This window comes from Streptomyces sp. NPDC053541, assembly GCF_044544705.1.
Classification (GTDB): Bacteria; Actinomycetota; Actinomycetes; order Streptomycetales; family Streptomycetaceae; genus Streptomyces.
Window position 1 is genome coordinate 1 of record NZ_JBITXM010000016.1, and the last position, 19967, is coordinate 19967.

Genomic DNA, 19967 nt, shown 5'->3' on the forward strand with positions numbered 1-19967 from the left:
TTTTTGGCACGCTGTTGAGTTCTCAAGGTGCGGACGCTTCCTTCGTACTCACCCTCGCGGGCTTTCCTCCGGGCGCTTCCTTCGTTCTTGCGTTTTCGACTCTATCAGATCTTTCCGACCCGATTTCCTCGGTGCTTTCCGGTCCCGATTGCTTTCGCTTTCGAGGCCTTCCGGCGCTTTCCGACTTTATCAGAATCATTTCCGCCGACCTAATCGGTGGCTTCGGTGATTCGGATAAGGAATCGGGGGCTCCGTCGTCTTCGTCATCCTCGAACGGGATGCGAATCCTCGACCGGAGCGAGAAAGATTCTAACTGTCCTGCCCCGAGCTTGTCCAACTCCAGGCAACCGTTTGAATCTACCTCCCCCCTCCACCTGTGTCAACAGGTTTCGTGGGCGAAGAGGAGACTAGCAGGTCAGCGGGGTGCTCCGCACATCAGGCGGCGGTCGGGAGCTCGGCCGTGCGGTCGGGTTCCGCGACGTCGCCCGTGTCGCCTGCGCGGGCCGCGCGACCGCCGAGCACGTACACGTACAGGAGGAACGCCAGCTCGGCGGCGACGCCGAGGGAGATGCGGGCCCAGGTCGGCAGGCCGGACGGGGTCACGAAGCCTTCGATCAGGCCCGAGACGAAGAGGACCAGGGCCAGGCCGATGGCCATGCCGATCGCGGAGCGGCCCTGCCGGGCGAGGGCTGCGCGGCGGGTGGTGGGGCCGGGGTCGATGACGGTCCAGCCGAGGCGGAGGCCGGTGCCGGCGGCGACGAAGACGGCGGTCAGTTCGAGGAGACCATGTGGAAGGACCAGGCCGAGGAAGACGTCGAGGCGGCCGGCGGAGGCCATCAGACCGATGCCGATGCCGAGGTTCAGCATGTTGGCGAAGAGGATGAACAGCACCGGGATGCCGAGGAAGGCACCGAGGACCAGGCAGACGGCGGCGGCCTGGGCGTTGTTCGTCCAGACCTGGGCGGAGAACGAGGCCGCCGGGTGGCTGGAGTAGTAGGTCTCGTACTGGCCGCCGGGGCGGGTCATCTCGCGCAGCGACGCGGGGGCGCCGAGCGCGGACTGGACCTCGGGGTGGCTGCCGATCCACCAGCCGATGAGTGCCGCGACGAGGGTGGAGAGGACCGCGGTCGGTATCCACCAGTGGCGGGAGCGGTAGACGGCGGCCGGGAATCCCGAGGTGAGGAATTCGGCCGCGTCGCGCCAGGAGGCGCGGCGGGTGCCGGTGACCGTGGCGCGGGCGCGGGCGATCAGCTGGGTGAGCCGGGCCGTGAGCAGGGGGTCGGGGGCACTGGACTGGATGAGCGAGAGGTGGGTCGCGGTGCGCTGGTAGAGGGCGACGAGTTCGTCGGCCTCGGCACCGGTGAGGTGGCGGCCGCGGCGCAGCAGGTGGTCGAGGCGGTCCCACTCGGCGCGGTGGGCGGTGACGAAGACGTCGAGGTCCATGGTCGGCTGCTGCTCCAGGCACTGGGGTGCGTACGGGTCCGTGCTGCTCGTACTTCTTGCTCGTACTTCTTGCTCGTCCTGCTACTGCGGCGCGCTGCGGGTCAGCTTGGCAGACTGGCGTTCGGACCGGGTTCGGTAGGGCGAGGAAGGGTGGGGGCCGTGAGCGGGGTGGTGACGGGGGATGCCGTCTATCTGGGGCTCGAGCCGGCGCGGCTGCCGACGCGGGCGCTGGCGATCCTGATCGATCTGGTCGTGGTGTGGACGGCGTTCCTGCTGGTCAGCATGGGGCTGGTGGTTGCCACGGCGTCTCTGGACGAGGCGGCGGTGGCGGCGCTGTCGATCGCTTCCTTCGTACTCGTGCTGGTCGGCGCCCCGATCGCGGTGGAGACGCTGTCGCACGGGCGGTCGCTCGGGAAGCTGGCGCTCGGGCTGCGCGTGGTGCGGGAGGACGGCGGCCCGATCCGCTTCCGGCACGCGCTGATGCGCGGGGCGATGGGGGCCGTGGAGATCCTGACGACCTTCGGCGTCGTGGCCTGCGTCGCCTCGCTCGTGTCCGAGCGGGGGCGGCGGCTCGGGGACGTGTTCGCCGGGACGCTGGTGGTGCGGGAGCGGGTGGCCGCGGGGCCGGGGGCCGGGATGCTGGTGCCGCCTCCGCCGCCGTGGCTGGTGGGGCGGTTCGCCGGACTGGATCTGTCGGCGGTGCCGGACTCGCTGTGGCTGGAGGTCCGGCAGTACCTGACGCGGATGCGGCAGCTGGATCCGGCGATCGGGCTGCGGCTGGCGGAGCGGCTGGCCGGGGAGCTGGTGGCGCGTACGGGGGCTCCCGCGCCGCCCGGGGTGCCGGCGGCGGCGTATCTGGCGGGCGTGGTGGCCGAGCGGCAGGCGCGCGAGGCGCGCCGGGCGTTCGCCCCGGGGGCCGCGGCAGCGCCCTCGACCTCTTCCGTCCCCCCGGCCCCTTCCGCTCCTTCCACCCCTTCGGTCGCTCCGGCCCCTGTGGCCCCGTCGGTTCCGTCGGTTCCGCCTACTCCTCCATCAGCTCCGTCGGCTCCGACAGTCCCCTCAGCGCCTTCGGCGCCTACCGCTCTCCCGCCTGCGACCGGGTTCGCGCCGCCCGCGTAGGGCCCGGGGCGGTCAGAAGACGTTGGGCGGGGTGTCGAGCTCTTCGAGTTCGATGCCGGGGGCCGAGAGGACCACGTCGCCGGCGAGGTGGACGGCGTGCCGTTCGCCCGTGTCGAGCGTGCTGACCTGGTACTCGTCCACGATCAGGGGGCCGTTGTCAGTGGTGTGCGCTTCACTCTTCACCAGGGCCCAGGACTGGTCGACCGTCAGGGGGGCGAGCACGGGATCCGTGAAGGCGACGAGCCGGACGCGGGTCTCCGGGGATTCGGGGGTGAGGCGCAGGAGTCGGGAGATCGCGACGAGGAATGCCGGGGACGTGCCGGTGAAGGCGTGGGCGCGCACATTGCCTTCGGTGGCGTGGGTTCCGGTGGGGTCGGTACGGACCCAGGTGACGCCGTCGAGCGCGGCGCCGCGGACCTGCCAGTCGGCGGCGTGGAGTTCGAGGCGGATCGGGCGGCCCAGGGCGTCGACGGCCAGGTCGACGGAGCCCGTGGTGTCGCCGGAGGGGGACGTGGTCCGGGCGACATAGCGCCAGCCGGAGGGGCCGGGCGCGCAGTGGAAGTGCTCTTCACCGAGGGGGGTGTGATCGTGCGGATCATGGAGCGAATATCGGCCGCGGGGCATGGGTCCTCGGGGTGCGTCCTGGAGCGGTAGCGGCGGGGAACGGGGACAGGCCCCCGGCACGGGGGTGCGGGGGCCTGTCTGTGCCGCTGCGGGTTCCTGCGACGGGCGGGTGGCGGCGCGTGCGGTGCGTGCGCGCCGGTCACCCGCCGGTCGTGGGGATCAGTAGCGGTAGTGGTCCGGCTTGTACGGGCCCTCGACCTTGACGCCGATGTACTCGGCCTGCTCCGGGCGGAGGGTCGTCAGCTTGACGCCGAGCGCGTCGAGGTGGAGGCGGGCGACCTTCTCGTCCAGGTGCTTCGGGAGCACGTAGACGTCGGTCGGGTACTCCTCCGGCTTCGTGAAGAGCTCGATCTGGGCCAGGGTCTGGTCCGCGAACGAGTTCGACATCACGAAGGACGGGTGACCGGTCGCGTTGCCCAGGTTCAGCAGACGCCCCTCCGACAGCACGATCAGCACCTTGCCGTCCGGGAACGTCCACGTGTGGACCTGCGGCTTGACCTCGTCCTTCACGATGCCCGGAATCTTCGCCAGACCGGCCATGTCGATCTCGTTGTCGAAGTGCCCGATGTTCCCGACGATGGCCTGGTGCTTCATCCGGGCCATGTCCGAGGCCATGATGATGTCCTTGTTGCCCGTCGTCGTGATGAAGATGTCGGCGGTCTCCACGACCTCGTCCAGGGTCGTCACCTGGTAACCGTCCATCGCCGCCTGCAGCGCGCAGATCGGATCGATCTCCGTCACGATCACCCGGGCACCCTGGCCCCGCAGCGACTCGGCACAGCCCTTGCCGACGTCACCGTAACCACACACGACGGCCGTCTTGCCGCCGATCAGGACGTCGGTGGCCCGGTTGATGCCGTCGATCAGCGAGTGACGGCAGCCGTACTTGTTGTCGAACTTCGACTTCGTCACGGCGTCGTTCACATTGATCGCCGGGAAGAGGAGGGTTCCGGCCTGCATCATCTCGTAGAGACGGTGGACACCGGTGGTGGTCTCCTCGGTCACGCCGCGGATCTCGGACGCGAGCTGCGTCCACTTCTGCGGGGACTCGGCGAGGGTGCGGTTGAGGAGGCGCAGGATGTGGCCGTACTCCTCGCTGTCCGCGGTGGACGGGTCCGGGGCGGAGCCGGCCTTCTCGAACTCGACGCCCTTGTGGACGAGGAGGGTGGCGTCACCACCGTCGTCCAGGATCATGTTCGGGCCGCCGGTGGGGGTGTTCGGCCAGGTCAGCGCCTGCTCGGTGCACCACCAGTACTCCTCCAGGGTCTCGCCCTTCCAGGCGAAGACCGGGACGCCCTGCGGGTTCTCCGGGGTGCCGTTCGGGCCGACGGCGATGGCCGCGGCGGCGTGGTCCTGGGTGGAGAAGATGTTGCAGGAGGCCCAGCGGACCTCGGCGCCCAGGGCGACGAGGGTCTCGATGAGGACGGCGGTCTGCACGGTCATGTGCAGGGAGCCGGTGATGCGGGCGCCGGCCAGCGGCTGCTGCTCGGCGTACTCGCGGCGGATGGACATCAGGCCGGGCATCTCGTGCTCGGCGAGGGTGATCTCCTTGCGGCCGAAGGCGGCCAGGGAGAGGTCGGCGACCTTGAAGTCCTGCTTGGCGACAGTCGTCATGACTGGAGTTGCTCCTCGTCAATCGGGTTCGAGGGGTCGAGTGGGCACCTGGCACCGCGGCTGTGGAGGACGCGGGCATACGGATGCCCGGTGCTCCCGCGTCTTGCGCGGTGCAGTCGTCGGAGGCCCTCTCTCCCTCGGCCGGTCCGCGTGGGGACCGCCCGACCGCCATCAGCAGCGACGTCTGGCTGGTCACGAATCTACACCGATCAGCGCAGCGGCCCACAGTCCGCCCGGTGCCGGATTCGGCCGGATCGGGGCCGGATCCGGCCTCGACAGGCGGCGGCCCCGCTGTCCCTTCCCGCCGGTAGGGTGCGGGCCGGACTGCTTTGGGAGGGTGGAGGCCGATGGGACCGGGGCGGACGGGGCCGGGACGGACGAGGTCGGGGCGCGGGTTGCGGATCGCGGGCTGGGCGGTGCTGCTGCCGCTGGGGGTGCTGCTGGTCGCCGCCGGGCTCGCGCTGCGCAGCGCGTATCCGGCGCACCGGGTGCCGAGCGACGCGATGCGGCCGACGTACGCGCCCGGGGCGATGCTCTACGCCGAGCGGGTGGAGCCGTCCGAGGTGCGGCGCGGGGACGTGGTCCTCGTCTCCGTGCCCGAGTGGGGCATCACCGAGAGCCTGGCCGTGAAGCGGGTGATCGGGGTCGGCGGCGACCGGGTGAGGACGGATGGCCGGCGGCTGTACGTGAACGGCGAGCCGCTCGACGAGCCGTACGTCCGGGAGGGCGACCCGATCGGGGGCGCGCCGGACTTCGACGTGAGGGTGCCGGAGGGGCGCCTGTTCCTGCTGGGCGACAACCGGGGCAATTCGATCGACTCGCGCAATCACCAGGACCTCGGCGCCGGGGGCACGGTGCCGCTGGCGGCGGTACGGGAGCGGGCCACGGACCGGCCGGGGCCGGCGCTCGCCGGTGCGGGCGCGTTCTTCGGCGGCGTGGTGGTCCTGCTGACCGGGTTCGGCCTGGGCCTCGCGGGTTCGCTCGCCGGCCGCTCGGCCCGGCGGCGCGCGGTGCCGCCGCCCGCGCCGTACCCCGTCCCGTAACGCGGGTGCCGGAGCGCGGGCCGCGTCACCGCACGAGGCACGGAAACGCACGAGGCGCGGAAACGCACGAGAGGCACGGGGAAGGCCCCGGAACGGTGATCTCCGTTCCGGGGCCTTTTCCGTGGCATGGGGCGGGTCAGGCCTCGGTGTCCGCGGGGGTCGCGGTGCCGGCGGCGCGCTTCTCGCTGTAGATGTCGGGCTCCAGGTAGATCACCCGGGCGATCGGGACGGCGGCGCGGATGCGCTCCTCGGCCGCGTCGATCGCGCGGGCGACCTCGGTGGCGGTGTCGTCGTGGGCGACGGCGATCTTGGCGGCCACGAGGAGCTCCTCCGGGCCGAGGTGCAGCGTGCGCATGTGGATGAGGCGGGTGACGGTGTCGCCGTCGACGATCGCCTCCTCGATCTTCTTCACGTCCTCGATGCCGGCGGCCTCGCCGAGCAGCAGCGACTTGGTCTCGGCGGCGAGCACGATCGCGATGAGGACGAGCAGGACACCGATGCAGACGGTGCCGATGCCGTCCCAGACGCCGTTGCCGGTGCCGAGCGCCAGGCCGACGCCGCCGAGGGCGAGGACGAGACCGACCAGGGCGCCGAAGTCCTCCAGGAGGACGACCGGGAGCTCGGGCGCCTTCGCGCGGCGCACGAACTCCTTCCAGGAGAGGTTGCCGCGGAGCTCGTTCGACTCCTTGATCGCCGTGCGGAAGGAGAAGGACTCCGCGATGATCGCGAAGACGAGCACGCCGACCGGCCAGTACCAGGCCTCGATCGGGTGCGGGTGCTTGATCTTCTCGTAGCCCTCGTAGATGGCGAACATGCCGCCGACCGAGAACAGCACGATGGAGACGAGGAAGGCGTAGATGTAGCGCTCGCGGCCGTAGCCGAAGGGGTGCTGCGGGGTGGCCTCGCGCTGGGCGCGCTTGCCGCCGAGCAGCAGCAGGCCCTGGTTGCCGGAGTCGGCGAGGGAGTGGACGGCCTCGGCCAGCATCGAGGACGAACCGCTGAAGAGGAACGCCACGAACTTGGCTGCGGCGATCGCGAGATTGGCGGCGAGGGCCGCCACGATCGCCTTGGTTCCGCCTGACGCGCTCATGGGTCTGTCTGTTCCCTTCGTCGGTGCTCCGGCCCGGTCGCCTGGCGCCCTGGCGCCTTGTCGACGGCAGCTTATTGCCGTTCCTTTGCCGTCGTTCGGCCGGTCATTCTCGCATCAGGCGACGACCGTGGCGCGGAAGACCGTTCCCGCCCCGGACAGTTCGGTCTTTTCGCCCGCCGGGACGAACGCGGATTCGCCGGGTGCGAGGGGCAGTCCGCCGATCGCGGGGCGGCCGGCCACGGCGAGCAGGATCTGCGGGGTGGGGGCGGTGAGTTCGGTGGGCGCGGCGTCCTCGGCACGGACGAAGCGGGAGAGCCGGAACTCGTCGATCGGGGTGTCGTAGAGCTCCTCGCCGGACGGGGAGGCCTCGGGGCGCAGGACGCCGGGGTCGTTGGGCTCGAAGCGCACGATCCGGAGGAGTTCGGGGACGTCGACGTGCTTGGGGGTGAGGCCGCAGCGCAGCACGTTGTCGGAGTTGGCCATGATCTCGACGCCGAGGCCGTCGAGGTAGGCGTGCGGGACGCCGGCGCCGAGGTAGAGCGCCTCGCCGGGCTGCAGGACGACCTCGTTGAGCAGCATCGCGGCCAGGACGCCGGGGTCGTTCGGGTAGTGGTGGGCGATCCGGGCGTACGTGTCGTGGGCGCCGCCGAGGCGGGCGGCGGCGTGCGCGGCCTCGGTGACGGTGTGCGCGATCTCGGCGCGGTCGGCGGTGAGCAGCGCGGTCAGGACCTCGCGGAGCGCGGCCTTCTCGGGGTGGGCGTGGAGGAGGTCGACGTACGGCTTGAGGGAGTCGACGCCGAGGGCGGCCATGGTGTCGGCGGCCTCGGCGGGGTCGCGGAAGCCGCACAGGCCGTGGAAGGGGGTGAGCGCGCAGATGAGTTCGGGCTTGTGGTTGGCGTCCTTGTAGTTGCGGTGCGGGGCGTCGACCGGGATGCCGGCGGCCTCCTCGGCGGCGAATCCGGCGCGCGCCTGGTCGAGGTCGGGGTGGACCTGGAGGGAGAGCGGGGCGCCGGCGGCGAGCACCTTGAGGAGGAAGGGCAGGCGGGGGCCGAACTTCTCGACGGTGGCCGGGCCGAGTTCGCGGACCGGGTCGGCGTCGATGAGCTCGTTGAGGGGGCCTCGGTCGGTGCGGGACGGGGCGCCGGGGTGGGCGCCCATCCACATCTCGGCCTGGGGCTCGCCGGTGGGGGCGACGCCGAGCAGTGCCGGGATGGCCGTCGTGGATCCCCAGGCGTAGGGGCGGACGGTGTTGACGAGGCGGTCCATGGGGCTTCCAGCTCTTCTCAGTGCGGTGGTGCGGTGATGGACGTGGGGAACTGCCTGCCCCGGCCGGCCGGTACGGGTGCGGTGCGGCTACTCCGGGGCGCGGCCCGCCGAGGCGAGGGCGAGGTAGACGGCGGCGAAGTCGGTGACGGCGAGGAGTTCGGCGAGGTTCTCCAGCGGGCTGCCCTCCTCCGGTTCCAGCTCGCTGATCGCGGTGTCGTGGCCGAGGGCCAGCTCGCGGGCGGCGGGGGCGGCGCTCAGCACGTTGCCCTCGGCGGGGCGGTCGCGCAGCAGCACCACCCGGGCGCGCAGCGCCTGCGGCTCGTCGACGCGGTCGCGGAAGAAGTCGTCCGGGTCGGCGCCGGCCGCGTAGTCGCCCGTGAGGAGCATGCCGTGGGCGGGCAGCGCCTCGGGGAGTTCGGCGGCGAGCGCGGGCAGCCCGGCGAGCTCGGCGAGGACCGCGGCGAAACGGCGGCCGGCCGGTCCCGCGGCCTCGCCCTCCGTCCACACGAGCGGGAGGGAGTCGGCGAGCTCGGCGGCGAGGGTCTTGGCCGGGTTGCCGTACGTGGCGATGGCCGGGCCGCAGCGCTCGGCCGTACGGTCCAGGCGGTCGGCGACCTGTTCGAGGGCCTCCGGCGGCGCCTCCACCAGGCCCACCCGGTCGAGCAGCGCGAGCAGCGGCGTGAACAGCGCCCACAGCGCGCCGGGGCTGGCGGCGAGGGTCTCCTCGTACTCCTCGGGCGTCTCGTTCGGGGCCGTCGCCATCGGTACGAGCAGGCCGCGCGAGCCGCCCACCGCGTCGGCGAGCGGGGACTCGCGCGGGGCGACGGCGACCACGGTGATGCCGCGGCGGTACGCCTGCTCGGCGAGGAGCGCGAGGCCCGGTTCGGCGCCGTCCGTGGTCGGCAGGAGCAGCAGGTCGACGGAGCCGGCCCAGCCGGGCAGGGCCCAGCGCAGGGCGCCGGCGGCGGGGGCGACGCCGGTGGGCTGGAGGCGGATCACCGGGGCCGCGGCGCCCGCGAGCGCGCCGACCAGGTCGGCGACGCCGGCGGCGGCGGTGCCGGGGCCGGCGACGAGGACGGCGCGGGGGCGGCCCTCGGGGCGGAGGTTCGCGATGCCTGCCTCGGCGGCGTGCCGGGCGGCGGTCCGTACCCGCGCACCCGCTCCGGCGGCGCCGCGGAGCAGTCCGCGGTGGTCGGCGAGGGCGAGGGCGTCCGGTGCGTCGAGGAGGGTCTCGTCGAACATGGGGCGGGCCTCCGGTCGGTCGGCGGAGCGGGCGGGGCCGGCGAGGGTGGGGGTGCGGCGTGGGCCGGCCGGCGTGGAGGGTCCCCCGGGCGAGGTCGGCTCGGGGTCGGCCCGAGGAGTGCGCGTCGGCGCGTCAGCGCGCCCGCGCCGGGTCCGCCGCCCGGCGTCCCGCCCCGGCTTCCCGGGGTGCGGGGCGGGCGGCGGCGCGGGTCACTCGGGGCGGCGGGCCTCGTCGACGAGGAGGACCGGGATGCCGTCGCGCACGGGGTACGCGAGTCCGCAGTCGGCGGAGGTGCAGACGAGCTCCGGGGTCTCCTCCGCCGAGCGGTCGTTCAGCGGGGCGTGGCAGGCCGGGCAGGCCAGGATCTCCAGGAGGCCGGCTTCGAGCGGCATGGTGGTCCCTTCGGGGCGGTACGGCGACGCGGGCGTGGGCCTGGGCGTACGGACGGTTTACGGGCCCGCTCAGCCTACCGCCGGGGCGCGGGCGGCGCCCTTGGTGCGGGGCGGGTGCCGGGGGTTACGTTGCGGGGTTTGGCCGACCGGGGGGCGGCGCGTGGGGGAAGGGGTGGGGAACGGGGGGCGACGGTTGCCTGCGGCGCGGCGGCCTGGGGATGCGGTGCTTGTGGGCGCGGCGCCGTGGCGGTGCGGGGCGCGCCCTCGCGGTGCGGGTCCAGGTGCGGACGAACGCCGCGCCCTCGCGGTGCGGGGCGCCCTCGGGGTACGGGTCCGGGTGCGGACGAACGCCGCGCCCTCGCGGTGCGGGGCGCCCTCGGGGTACGGGTCCGGGTGCGGACGAACGCCGCGCCCTCGCGGTGCGGGGCGCGCCCTCGCGGTGCGGGTCCAGGTGCGGACGAACGCCGCGCCCTCGCGGTGCGGGGCGCCCTCGGGGTACGGGTCCGGGTGCGGACGAACGCCGCGCCCTCGCGGTGCGGGGCGCCCTCGGGGTACGGGTCCGGGTGCGGACGAACGCCGCGCCCTCGCGGTGCGGGGCGCGCCCTCGCGGTGCGGGTCCAGGCGCGGGCGAGCGCCGCACCCTCGGGGGGGGCGGGTCCAGGCGCGGGTGTGGAAGGCGCCCGCAAGGGCGCCGTCCCCGTGGGCCCGCCCGTCCCCCTAGGGCTTCGCCCTGGGGACCCCCATGCGGGACGAATGCCCGCAACGGGACCGACGAGCGCACCCACAGGAAGGCGCGACCCCCAACGGGGGAACGGCGCGGCCGCGACGGATGACGGGCGACGCCTGCGTCGCGGCGGCACCCGGAACGGCGAAGGCCCGTCCCTTCCGGGGCGGGCCTTCGACGGGGCTGATCGTGCCTAGGCGCGGATCAGGGTCAGGACCTCGTCGCGGAGGGTGGACATGGTGGGTTCGTCGCGGGCCTCGACGTTGAGGCGGAGGAGGGGTTCCGTGTTGGAGGCGCGGAGGTTGAACCACCAGTCGGCGGCGGTGACGGTGAGGCCGTCGAGCTCGTCGAGGGTGACGCCGTCGCGGTCGGCGTAGGCGGCCTTGACGGCGGCCAGGCGGGCGGACTGGTCGGCGACCGTGGAGTTGATCTCGCCGGAGGAGACGTAGCGGTCGTAGGAGGAGACCAGGGCGGAGAGCGGGCCGTCCTGGCCGCCGAGGGCGGCGAGGACGTGGAGCGCGGCGAGCATGCCGGTGTCCGCGTTCCAGAAGTCCTTGAAGTAGTAGTGGGCGGAGTGCTCGCCGCCGAAGATGGCGCCGGTCCTCGCCATCTCCTCCTTGATGAAGGAGTGGCCGACCCGCGTCCGCACCGGCGTGCCGCCGTTCTCGCGGACGACCTCCGGGACGGACCAGGAGGTGATCAGGTTGTGGATGATCGTGCCGCTGCCGCCGTGCCTGGCCAGCTCGCGGGCCGCGACGAGCGCGGTGATCGCGGACGGGGAGACCGGGTCGCCGTTCTCGTCGACGACGAAGCAGCGGTCGGCGTCGCCGTCGAAGGCGAGGCCGAGGTCGGCGCCCTCGGCGCGGACGCGGGCCTGGAGGTCGACGATGTTCTTCGGGTCGAGGGGGTTGGCCTCGTGGTTCGGGAAGGTGCCGTCGAGCTCGAAGTACATCGGGACGACGTCGAGCGGGAGGCCGTCGAAGACGGTGGGGACGGTGTGGCCGCCCATGCCGTTGCCGGCGTCGACGACGACCTTCAGCGGCCGGATGGCGCCGAGGTCGACGAGGCCGAGGAGGTGGGCGGCGTAGTCCTTGAGGGTCTCGCGCTCGGTGACGGTGCCCTGGGTCGCGGCCGGTTCCGGGGCGCCCTCCTCCGTCCACCGCTCCACGAGGGCGCGGATCTCGGAGAGGCCGGTGTCCTGGCCGACGGGGGCGGCGCCGGCGCGGCACATCTTGATGCCGTTGTACTGGGCCGGGTTGTGGGAGGCGGTGAACATCGCGCCCGGCAGGCCGAGCGCGCCGGACGCGAAGTACAGCTGGTCGGTCGAGCAGAGGCCGATCAGGGTCACGTCGGCGCCGAGGCGGGTGGCGCCGCGCGCGAAGGCGGCGGCGAGGCCGGGCGAGGAGGGGCGCATGTCGTGGCCGATGACGATCGCTTCGGCGTCGGCGACCCGCACGAAGGCCGCGCCGAACAGCTCGGCGAGCGACTCGTCCCACTGATCCGGAACCACTCCGCGGACGTCGTACGCCTTCACGATCTGCGACAGATCAGCAGTCACGGATCCACCCTCCTGAGGTCTCGGCTGGCGTGGGCGCGGATGCGGCGCGCGCACGGAACGCCCAAACTACCCGGGACCGGACCCCGGTCAGTTGTCGGGTGAGCGCAGGACCCTGAGGTGCCCGCGCCGGCCGACCTCCATGGGGTCGCCGCCGCGGCCGCCCGGGCCGGGCTTGCCGCCGCCGGCCTCGGCCGCGCGTTCCTGGGGGCGGGCCGCCTCCCGTACCGCGTTGGCGAGGGCTTCGAGGTCGTCGCCGCTGGGCCGGGTGGGGGTGGTGCCGTCGGAGAGCCGCACGACCTCCCAGCCGCGCGGGGCGGTGAGGCGCTCGCTGTGCTCGGCGCACAGGTCGTAGCAGTGGGGCTCGGCGTAGGTGGCGAGCGGGCCGAGGACCGCGGTCGAATCGGCATAGACGTACGTCAGTGTCGCGACGGCAGGGCGGCCGCACGCGGTGCGCGAACAGCGACGTACAGGGCTCACGACGTTGGACGGTACCGCACTCTTGAGCGGGCCGCGACGACTCTCCCCCAGGTCACTCCACCGTGTCGCGGTGTGACGTCCGCCACGGACCGGGTGCGATCGCCCGTTCTGACCTGCGGGAGCGGTGTGCGGGGCGGGTTCCGGGGCGGTTCGATCCGGACAACGAGGGGGAGAAATCCGGTCAACCACGGCCAGATGGCCGATCGATCCGGTCTCGGAAATCGGGCCGTCGCATGGCCGGATCGGTCGGGTTCCGACAGGCCGGCGGCCGGCCGGCGGCCGTCGCCGCCGGTCGGCCCGGACGCCACGGGCCCGTCCGCGGCCGGACACGTCCCCCGTACGGGGTCGGCGACTCCGTCCGTTCGGGGCCACGGCCGCTCTCCGCCCCGCTCCGACCGGCCCCGGGAACAGCCGGGAGAGTTACGCTGCGTCAGTGACGGACAGCACCCACAGCATGGACAGTGCGGCGCCGCGCGTGCGACGCCGCGACCGGCACGGCCGCGGCATGCGGGGGCCGGTGGCCCCGCCGCAGGTGCCGCTGTCCGCGAGCCGGGCGGACACCTTCCGCGATCTGGTCCTGGACTCGGTGGAGCGGCTGGAGCGGCGTTTCCCGCAGCTCACCGACGTCGAGTTCCTGGTCATGGAGGTGCCTCCGACGGTGCCGGGCGAGTCGGTGGTGCCGCTGGGCGGTTCGACGCCCGCGGAGAAGAACGAGCCGGCCCGGGTGGTGGTCTACCGGCGGCCGGTCGAGATCCGCGCGAAGAGCCGGGACGAGCGGGCGCTGCTGGTCCACGAGGTGGTCGTGGAGCAGGTCGCCGACCTGCTGGGCCTCTCCCCCGAGTCGGTCGACCCGCGCTACGGACAGGACTGACCCGGGCCGCCCGCCCCCCCGGGGGGGTGTCGAAGGCGCGCGGCCCGGTGCCGGTCGGTCCCGTCCGCCGCCCGCCGGTCCCCGTCGGCCCCGGTCGGTCCCGTCCGCCCCCGGCCGGTCTCGGTCGGCCCCGGCCGGTCTCGGTCGGCCCCGGCCGGTCTCGGTCGGGTCCCCGACCCGGGTGTCGAAGGCGCTCGGCCCGCCCCCGGTCGGTCCCCGTCGGTCCCGCCCGGCCTCAGTCGTCCAGGACCGTCAGGTCCTGGCGGGCGTCCGGCACCTCCACCGTGCCGTGGTCGTCCGCGAAGGTCTGGACCGTGAACATCGGGATGCCGTCCTCCGGCAGCTCCAGCAGGCGCGAGGCGTGCACCGGGCCACCGGAGAGGCGCTCGACGGTGAGGGCGTAGGAGCCCTTGAGGCCGTCGGGGACCGGGGCGGCGAGCGAGGTGGTGGTGCCGCCCTTGAGGGTGACGGTCTTGGTGACCGGGGTGCCGCCCCCGGAGCCGGCGGAGGCGGTGATCCGCACCTCGGCGCCGGCGGCGGGCGCGGTCAGGGCGAGGGTGGCGCCCTTGGCGCGGTTGTCGGCGACGGTGGCGCGGGCCTCGATCGGGGCGGCGGCCGGGATGAACGCGATCTCCTGCTGCGCGCCCTTGCCGCGGGCCACCCGGAGCGCGGCGACGACCGGGACGGGCTTCTTGGGGTCGGAGGGGGTCAGCAGCAGCGAGCCGGGCTCGCCGCGGGTGAGGTCGGGCAGGTCGACGGCGGCGGTCATGCCGGACTTGACGTGCAGGGAGTCGGCGCTCGCCGGGACGATCGTGCCGGTCGGGGTGACCAGCTGGACCTTGAGGTCGGCGTCGGCGTCGCCGGGCGCGAAGGCGACCAGGCGGACCGAGGTCGCGTCGGCCGGGATGCCGGGCAGGACGGCGGTGCCGCTCGGGTCGGCGGAGGCCGGCAGCCAGTCGGCGCCGGCCGTGTCGTCGGCGGCGCCGACGACGGCGCCGACCCGGCCGCTGCGGGTGGTCACGTGGATCGTGAGGTCCTGCTGGGCGGCGTCGCTGGTGAGGGTGGAGATCAGCACCGGCACGGTGGAGTGCGCGGGGACCGGGATGCCCTCGGCGGACAGCGACTTGAGCGGTCCGGCCGGCCCGTACAGCTCGATGTCGGCGGTGGCGGTGCCGTCGTCGGGGTTGGTGAGGTGGACGTAGTCCTGGCGCTGCTTGGCGGTGGACGCGGCGGGGAACCAGAAGTCGGTGTCCGGGGCGGTGCAGGTGACGCCGAGCAGGCCGCGGGCGCCGCCGGCCGGGACGACGGTGGTCTGCTGGACGGTCCAGCCGGGGGCGAGGCCGCCGCTGGCGGAGCCGTCGAGGGCGGGGGCGTCGGCGCCCTTCGCCTCGGCGTTGACGGGGGTGCCCGGCCGGGTGACGGTCGCCGGGGCCTTGAGCGCCGTGGGGTTCTTGGCGGGCTGCTCGCCGGGCGGCGGGGCGAGCGGGGCCGGCTTGAGCTCGGCCTTGGCGGCGGTCCGCTGCTCCTTGGCGCCCGGCACGCTCTTGGCGGCCGGGGTGTACGAGGTGTACGTGGTCTCGGAGACCTCGGAGCTGCTGGGCGCGGGGCAGAGCAGGGCGGTGCGCTCGACGGGGAGCCGGGCGGTCCCGACGAGGTTCTGCGGGACGGTGCCGTCGGGGGCGGTGAGGGCGGCGGCGCCGGTCACCGCGGCCAGGGTGGCGGCGACGGCGATCAGGGAGAGGGTGGTGCGCTTCACTGGTTGCTGCTCCCGTCCGGACGCTGCTCGTGCTGTTGCTGCCCGTAGCCGTACGGGTCGTAGACCTGCTCGTACCCGTGCTGCGGCTGCTGCTCCGGCTGGTACTGCTGCTGGGGCTGCGCGTACGGGTCGTAGTGCTGCCCGCCGTCGTAGTACGGCTGCTGGGGCTGGGCGTAGGGGTCGTACGCGTACTGCTCCTGGTACGGGTCCTGCGGGTAGCCCTGGGCGGCGTATCCGGCGTCCCATTCCTGCTGCGGCTCGTAGGCCGGCTGCTCGGGCACGGGTACGGGGGCGGGCGCGGGCTCCGGGGCGGGTGCGGGCTCCGGGGCCCCGGCGGCGGCTGCTTCGGCGGCCGTTGCCGCTTCGGCCGCGGCCTCGGCCTCGGCGGCGGCGCGCAGACGGCGGGCCCGGCGGCCGTCGCCGTCGGCGGCGGTGGCCTGGGCCGGGAGGGCGAGCTCCTCGTCGGGCAGGTCGTCGTCGATGTCGCGGCGGCGGCCGGGCAGGGCGAGGACGAGCAGGACGACGGCGAGGAAGGCCTGGGTCCAGATCCACGCGGTGTGGGTGGCCGGCTCGTCGAAGGCGAGGTCGAGGCGGCCGCCGCCGGTGGGGAGCTCGAAGCCCTGGGCCCAGCCGTCGAGGGTGACGGGCTTGAGCTCCCGGCCGTCGAGGGTGGCGGTCCAGCCGGTGTCGGCGCGGTCGGCGACGCGCAGGACGCGCCCGGCCGGTCCGGCGGGGATCGTCGTGTGGGCCTCGACGGGGCCGGCGGCGACGGCGAGCGGGCGCGCGGTCTCGGCCGGGGCGGCGTCGGGGGTCTCGGTGGCCGTGCCGCCGGGCGCTCCGCCGGCCTTGGGGAGGATCATGACGCGGGCCACCGCGTGGTCGCGGCTGACCTCCCACAGGGCGCTGCCGTCGAGCTGGCTGAGCCGGGACAGGCCCGGGGTGGCGTCGAGGACGCGGCTCATGGAGCGCGGGGCGCCGTCCCGTACCAGCACGAAGCGGATGGCGAAGCCGCTCAGCTCCGCGGTCTGGTCGGCGCCGGAGCCGGCGACGAGGTGGGAGACGACCTGGTCGAGGCGCGGGTCGGGGTCGGCGCTCGCGGTGAGTTCGGCGTCGCCGAGGCGGGCGCCGGAGCCGCGGACCAGGGTGTACGAGACCTGGCCGGACGCGCCGGCGCCGAGGACGAGGGTGCGGGCCTGGTCGCGGGTGCCGCTCTCCTCGGCGACGAACGCGGGCACCTGGACCGGGTCGCGGCGGGTGAGCGGGCCGTCGGCGCCGCCGATCATCCAGCCGGCCGCGGACAGCAGCGGTCCGGCGGCGCAGGCGAGGGCGACGAGCGCGGCGACGGGCTGGCGCCAGCCGAAGCCGTGGGAGGCGACGCGGGTGCGGCCGCCCTCGGCGCCGATGGTGCCGGCGGCGAGCAGGGCCGCGCCGTAGACCAGGGTGGCGGGGCCGGACCAGCCGGTCTCGCCGTCGCCGGCGCCGTTGGTGAGGACGGCGAAGAGGAGGCCGGCGAGGGCGGCGGCCCAGGCGGCGCGGACGGCGCGGGTGCGGACCTCGCGGAGCAGTCCGGCGAGGCCGGCGCCGACGAGGCCGAGGAGCAGGAGTCCGCCGAGGGTGCCGGGGCCGCCGGGGCTGGCGCCGAGCAGGTCGAGCGCGGAGGCGCTGCCGGTGCGGATGTCCAGGCCGGCCTCGCGCAGGAAGGCGGAGGGGCTGGTCAGCAGGGTGAGCGACCAGGGGGCGAGGAGCAGGATCGGGGTGCCGACGGCGGCGAGGAAGCGCAGTCCGTAGGCGGTGATGTCGTCGCGGCGCAGGGCGAGCACGCCGAGGCCGAGGAGGACGGCGAGCGGCCAGACGACCGGGGTGAAGGCGGTCGCGAAGGTGAGCAGGAAGGTGTACGCCCAGGTGGCGCGCCAGCTGCCGCGTTCGCCGTGGGGGCTGCTCAGGCCGTGGGCGGCGACGGCGGCGCGGGCGATCAGCGGGAGCAGGATCGCGAGGACGGCGGTGCCGAGGCGGCCGGTGGCCAGCGCGCCGGTGGCGGCGGGCAGGAAGGCGTAGGCGACGGCGGCCCAGGCGCGCAGCAGTCGGGACTCGACGATGCCGCGGGAGGCGAAGTAGGCGGTGAAGCCGGCCAGCGGGACCGAGCAGACGAGCAGCAGGGTGAGCGCGAAGGAGGTGGAGCCGAGGAACAGCGCGGAGAGCGCGGCGAGGACGGCGAGGTAGGGCGGGGCGGTCTGGGTGCCGCCGGTGCCGATGGCGTGCCAGCCGTCGGCGTAGCGCGACCAGAGGTCGGAGACGGTGTCGGGGGCGGGCAGCAGGGCGCCGCCGGCCAGCGATCCGCCGCCGAGGAGGTTGCGGCAGGCGACCACGGAGACGACGAGGAGCAGGGCGAAGAGGACCGGTCCCGGCTTGCGGGCGATCTTCTTGAGGCGGGCGAACTGCTCGATCTCCAGGTAGTCGGCGTCGTCGCCGCCGGGGCCGGACTCGACGGCGCCGTGCCGGGAGCCGCCGGAGTCGGCGTCGGAGCCGCCGAAGTGGGAGGCGAGCTGTTCGGCGGCGGCGCGGACGGTGGCGCCGGGCGGCGGGAACAGCGCGCGGAGTTCGCCCGCGGGGACGGCGGGGTTCTTGCGCCGCTTGCGGGCGGCGAGGATCTTCTCGGGCCGCAGCAGGGTGGCGAGCAGGCCCATGACCTCGTCGACGGCCTGGCCGGGCGCCTTGCCGACGAGGTAGCCGAGGGTGCGCAGCAGGGTGCCGAGGACGAGGCGGAGGAAGACGTAGGGCAGGGCGGCGCCGCGGGTGTTGGCGAGCAGCGTGTAGACGGCGCCGGCCTTGTCGACGCGGTGCGGGTTGGCGGCGCTGCGCCCGGCGCAGTCGACGGTGCGGCGCTCGCGGGCGGAGGCCTCGGCGTGCCGGAGCACGGCGTCGGGGGCGACGAGGACGCGGTGGCCGGCGGCGTGGGCGCGCCAGCACAGGTCGACGTCGTCGCGCATGAGGGGCAGCCGGCGGTCGAAGCCGCCGAGCTCCTCGAAGACATCGCGGCGGATGAGCATGCCGGCGCTGGAGACGGAGAGCACGGAGCGGATCTGGTCGTGCTGCCCCTGGTCCTGTTCGCGGCGGTCGAGGCCGGTCCAGCGGCGGCCGCTGCGGGCGATGGAGACGCCGGCCTCGAGGAGCTGCTTCCGGTCGTACCAGCCGCGCAGCTTGGGGCCGATGACGGCGGCGTACTCGTCGGAGTCGGCGACCCGCAGGAGTTCTGTGAGCGCGCCGGGTTCGGGCGCGCAGTCGTCGTGGAGCAGCCAGAGCCACTGCACGGGCTCGCCGTGCGGGAGTTCGGGCAGGTCGTAGTTCTCGTCGCGCCAGGTGCGGGTGACCGGGTCCCAGCCGCTGGGGCGCTTCAGATAGGGCAGTTCCTCGGGGCCGAGGACGGGCGCGGTGCGCGCGGCCTCGTCGACGGCGGCGCCGAAGCCGGTGCGGCGGGCGAGGTGGAGCACGCGGTCGGGGCCGAGGGAGTCGGCGAGCAGCCGTGCGGAGTCGTCGGCGCTGCCGGTGTCTGCGGCGACCACGTTCTGGACGGGGCGCTCCTGGGCGAGCAGCCCGGCGAGGGCGTCCGGCAGCCAGCGGGCGCCGTCGTGGGCGACGAGCACGGCGGTGACGACGTGTCGTGGGAACTCAGGAGTTGAGGACATCGAGCTACGGCCCCTCCGGCCGGGGGTCGCCCGGTGAAGGGCGTGGATGCGTCTCGGACGGAGGCCCACACTAGTAGCTGGCACGACGACGGTCCGCCGCCTGTGGACAACCACGGGCTGCGGACCGTTCGTTGTGTACGTCGTGTACGTCTTTGCGTTACGGCTGACACCGGGCGACCGGTGGGCGACCGGCCGGTGAGCGGTGGGTGGCCGCCGGACCGGCCGATGGGGTGGCCGGTGGAGTGGCCGGAATGCGTGGGCCGTGCGTCAGACGGCGGCCTTCTTGAGGCGGCGGCGTTCGCGCTCGGACAGACCGCCCCAGATGCCGAAGCGCTCGTCGTTCTGCAGCGCGTATTCGAGGCATTCGGAGCGCACCTCGCAGGCGAGGCAGACCTTTTTCGCCTCCCGGGTCGAGCCGCCCTTCTCGGGGAAGAAGGACTCGGGATCGGTCTGGGCGCACAGTGCGCGCTCCTGCCAGCCGAGTTCCTCGTCCGCGTCCTCGACCAGCAGTTCCTCGAACAACTCGGTCATGTGCGCCCCTCGTCCGTCCATTGCGTCCCCGTGATTGGCCGTCTTCGATCCCGGACCGAGCCGGCCGAACGACACGAGTGAAATTACAAGTTCGTGCTCTGTGCGAGTCAAGCCGAGATCTGCTATTGGGCCCGGTATTCACTCTGCGGAACCAAGCCTATGCGGAAAGTGTTCAAATCACCAAAAACCTGACACATGCCACGGGCCTGCCCGCATCGCCACGCCCCGCAGAGAAGGACGTCCGGGAGTCGAATCCTGTTGCGATTCGGCCACGGAAGCGATCCGGATCACAGTCTGATCACGAACCCCCGCCGTACCCACGGCGCGACTGCGGCACCATGTGTCCTGGTCACACGGTGCACAAACCTTTCTCCGGGCACAGTAACCGGATGAGGTGAAACATTGCCGCCAAATCGGGCATTGAGTTGACAGTCGGGTGTCCCTCCCGCCACTTTGGTGGCATGCCAGCGACCGCAGCGCCCTCCGCGACCCACGCCCGTGGGTTCCGCCGCGCTGTCCAGGACCGCTGTTGC

Annotated in this window: 15 protein-coding genes; 3 read left to right on the forward strand and 12 right to left on the reverse strand. The window is 74.0% G+C overall.

Annotation, left to right across the window (positions count from 1 at the left end; genetic code table 11):
* Nucleotides 1-435: 435 nt before the first annotated feature.
* Nucleotides 436-1443: a stage II sporulation protein M gene (locus ACIGW2_RS33055; RefSeq protein WP_399847786.1), complete on the reverse strand. Its 1008-nt coding sequence runs from the start codon at nucleotides 1441-1443 to the stop codon at nucleotides 436-438.
* Between the two features lie 159 nt (nucleotides 1444-1602).
* Between ACIGW2_RS33055 and ACIGW2_RS33060 the strand changes: the two genes are divergently transcribed.
* Nucleotides 1603-2562 (forward strand): RDD family protein, encoded by a 960-nt coding sequence (locus ACIGW2_RS33060; protein WP_391656950.1) that lies wholly within the window; start codon nucleotides 1603-1605, stop codon nucleotides 2560-2562.
* A 12-nt stretch (nucleotides 2563-2574) separates the two neighbouring features.
* Here the strand turns inward: ACIGW2_RS33060 and ACIGW2_RS33065 are convergent, their stop codons facing one another.
* Both ACIGW2_RS33065 and ahcY read right to left on the reverse strand, forming a co-directional pair.
* Complete coding sequence (locus ACIGW2_RS33065) at nucleotides 2575-3186, reverse strand: hypothetical protein (protein ID WP_391656949.1); 612 nt, start codon at nucleotides 3184-3186, stop codon at nucleotides 2575-2577.
* A 159-nt stretch (nucleotides 3187-3345) separates the two neighbouring features.
* A complete protein-coding gene (ahcY, locus tag ACIGW2_RS33070; RefSeq protein WP_391656948.1) occupies nucleotides 3346-4800 on the reverse strand; it encodes an adenosylhomocysteinase in 1455 nt (484 codons plus the stop codon).
* A 395-nt stretch (nucleotides 4801-5195) separates the two neighbouring features.
* On the opposite strand from ahcY, the gene lepB reads away from it, so the two are divergent.
* Nucleotides 5196-5843 carry a signal peptidase I gene (gene lepB, locus ACIGW2_RS33075; RefSeq protein WP_391656947.1) on the forward strand — a complete coding sequence of 216 codons (648 nt, stop codon included), beginning with the start codon at nucleotides 5196-5198 and terminating at the stop codon, nucleotides 5841-5843.
* Between the two features lie 136 nt (nucleotides 5844-5979).
* Here the strand turns inward: lepB and ACIGW2_RS33080 are convergent, their stop codons facing one another.
* The 6 genes from ACIGW2_RS33080 to ACIGW2_RS33105 form a co-directional block, all read right to left on the reverse strand.
* The gene (locus ACIGW2_RS33080; protein ID WP_391656946.1) at nucleotides 5980-6933 is read right to left on the reverse strand and encodes a cation diffusion facilitator family transporter; all 954 of its coding nucleotides are present in this window, start codon (nucleotides 6931-6933) and stop codon (nucleotides 5980-5982) included.
* Between the two features lie 114 nt (nucleotides 6934-7047).
* Entirely contained in the window at nucleotides 7048-8199 is a 1152-nt protein-coding gene (gene manA, locus ACIGW2_RS33085; protein WP_391656945.1) for a mannose-6-phosphate isomerase, class I, read from the reverse strand.
* Nucleotides 8200-8286: 87 nt separating this feature from the next.
* On the reverse strand, nucleotides 8287-9441 hold the full coding sequence (locus ACIGW2_RS33090) for an SIS domain-containing protein (RefSeq protein WP_391656944.1): 1155 nt from the start codon (nucleotides 9439-9441) through the stop codon (nucleotides 8287-8289).
* A 210-nt stretch (nucleotides 9442-9651) separates the two neighbouring features.
* Nucleotides 9652-9834: a Trm112 family protein gene (locus tag ACIGW2_RS33095; RefSeq protein WP_356077011.1), complete on the reverse strand. Its 183-nt coding sequence runs from the start codon at nucleotides 9832-9834 to the stop codon at nucleotides 9652-9654.
* Nucleotides 9835-10751: 917 nt separating this feature from the next.
* Nucleotides 10752-12116 (reverse strand): phosphomannomutase/phosphoglucomutase, encoded by a 1365-nt coding sequence (locus tag ACIGW2_RS33100; RefSeq protein ID WP_391656943.1) that lies wholly within the window; start codon nucleotides 12114-12116, stop codon nucleotides 10752-10754.
* Nucleotides 12117-12203: 87 nt separating this feature from the next.
* Nucleotides 12204-12644, reverse strand: a complete 441-nt coding sequence (locus ACIGW2_RS33105; RefSeq protein WP_356073729.1) for a DUF3499 domain-containing protein — start codon at nucleotides 12642-12644, stop codon at nucleotides 12204-12206.
* Between the two features lie 403 nt (nucleotides 12645-13047).
* Between ACIGW2_RS33105 and ACIGW2_RS33110 the strand changes: the two genes are divergently transcribed.
* Complete coding sequence (locus tag ACIGW2_RS33110) at nucleotides 13048-13464, forward strand: metallopeptidase family protein (RefSeq protein ID WP_356073726.1); 417 nt, start codon at nucleotides 13048-13050, stop codon at nucleotides 13462-13464.
* A gap of 235 nt (nucleotides 13465-13699) precedes the next feature.
* Here the strand turns inward: ACIGW2_RS33110 and ACIGW2_RS33115 are convergent, their stop codons facing one another.
* The 3 genes from ACIGW2_RS33115 to ACIGW2_RS33125 form a co-directional block, all read right to left on the reverse strand.
* Nucleotides 13700-15220 carry a DUF5719 family protein gene (locus tag ACIGW2_RS33115; RefSeq protein WP_399847792.1) on the reverse strand — a complete coding sequence of 507 codons (1521 nt, stop codon included), beginning with the start codon at nucleotides 15218-15220 and terminating at the stop codon, nucleotides 13700-13702.
* Nucleotides 15217-18903 (reverse strand): glycosyltransferase, encoded by a 3687-nt coding sequence (locus tag ACIGW2_RS33120; protein ID WP_399847795.1) that lies wholly within the window; start codon nucleotides 18901-18903, stop codon nucleotides 15217-15219. The genes ACIGW2_RS33115 and ACIGW2_RS33120 overlap by 4 nt, the downstream gene beginning before the upstream one ends.
* 267 nt (nucleotides 18904-19170) lie before the next feature.
* On the reverse strand, nucleotides 19171-19434 hold the full coding sequence (locus ACIGW2_RS33125; RefSeq protein ID WP_265868980.1) for a WhiB family transcriptional regulator: 264 nt from the start codon (nucleotides 19432-19434) through the stop codon (nucleotides 19171-19173).
* Nucleotides 19435-19967 lie beyond the last annotated feature (533 nt).

Bases quoted from the DNA above. Each gene is read 5' to 3' on its own strand.
- ACIGW2_RS33055 (WP_399847786.1), bottom strand. From the start codon at position 1,443: ATGGACCTCGACGTCTTCGTCACCGCCCACCGCGCCGAGTGGGACCGC.
- ACIGW2_RS33065 (WP_391656949.1), bottom strand. From the start codon at position 3,186: ATGCCCCGCGGCCGATATTCGCTCCATGATCCGCACGATCACACCCCC.
- ahcY (WP_391656948.1), bottom strand. From the start codon at position 4,800: ATGACGACTGTCGCCAAGCAGGACTTCAAGGTCGCCGACCTCTCCCTG.
- ACIGW2_RS33080 (WP_391656946.1), bottom strand. From the start codon at position 6,933: ATGAGCGCGTCAGGCGGAACCAAGGCGATCGTGGCGGCCCTCGCCGCC.
- manA (WP_391656945.1), bottom strand. From the start codon at position 8,199: ATGGACCGCCTCGTCAACACCGTCCGCCCCTACGCCTGGGGATCCACG.
- ACIGW2_RS33090 (WP_391656944.1), bottom strand. From the start codon at position 9,441: ATGTTCGACGAGACCCTCCTCGACGCACCGGACGCCCTCGCCCTCGCC.
- ACIGW2_RS33095 (WP_356077011.1), bottom strand. From the start codon at position 9,834: ATGCCGCTCGAAGCCGGCCTCCTGGAGATCCTGGCCTGCCCGGCCTGC.
- ACIGW2_RS33110 (WP_356073726.1), top strand. From the start codon at position 13,048: ATGGACAGTGCGGCGCCGCGCGTGCGACGCCGCGACCGGCACGGCCGC.
- ACIGW2_RS33120 (WP_399847795.1), bottom strand. From the start codon at position 18,903: ATGTCCTCAACTCCTGAGTTCCCACGACACGTCGTCACCGCCGTGCTC.
- ACIGW2_RS33125 (WP_265868980.1), bottom strand. From the start codon at position 19,434: ATGACCGAGTTGTTCGAGGAACTGCTGGTCGAGGACGCGGACGAGGAA.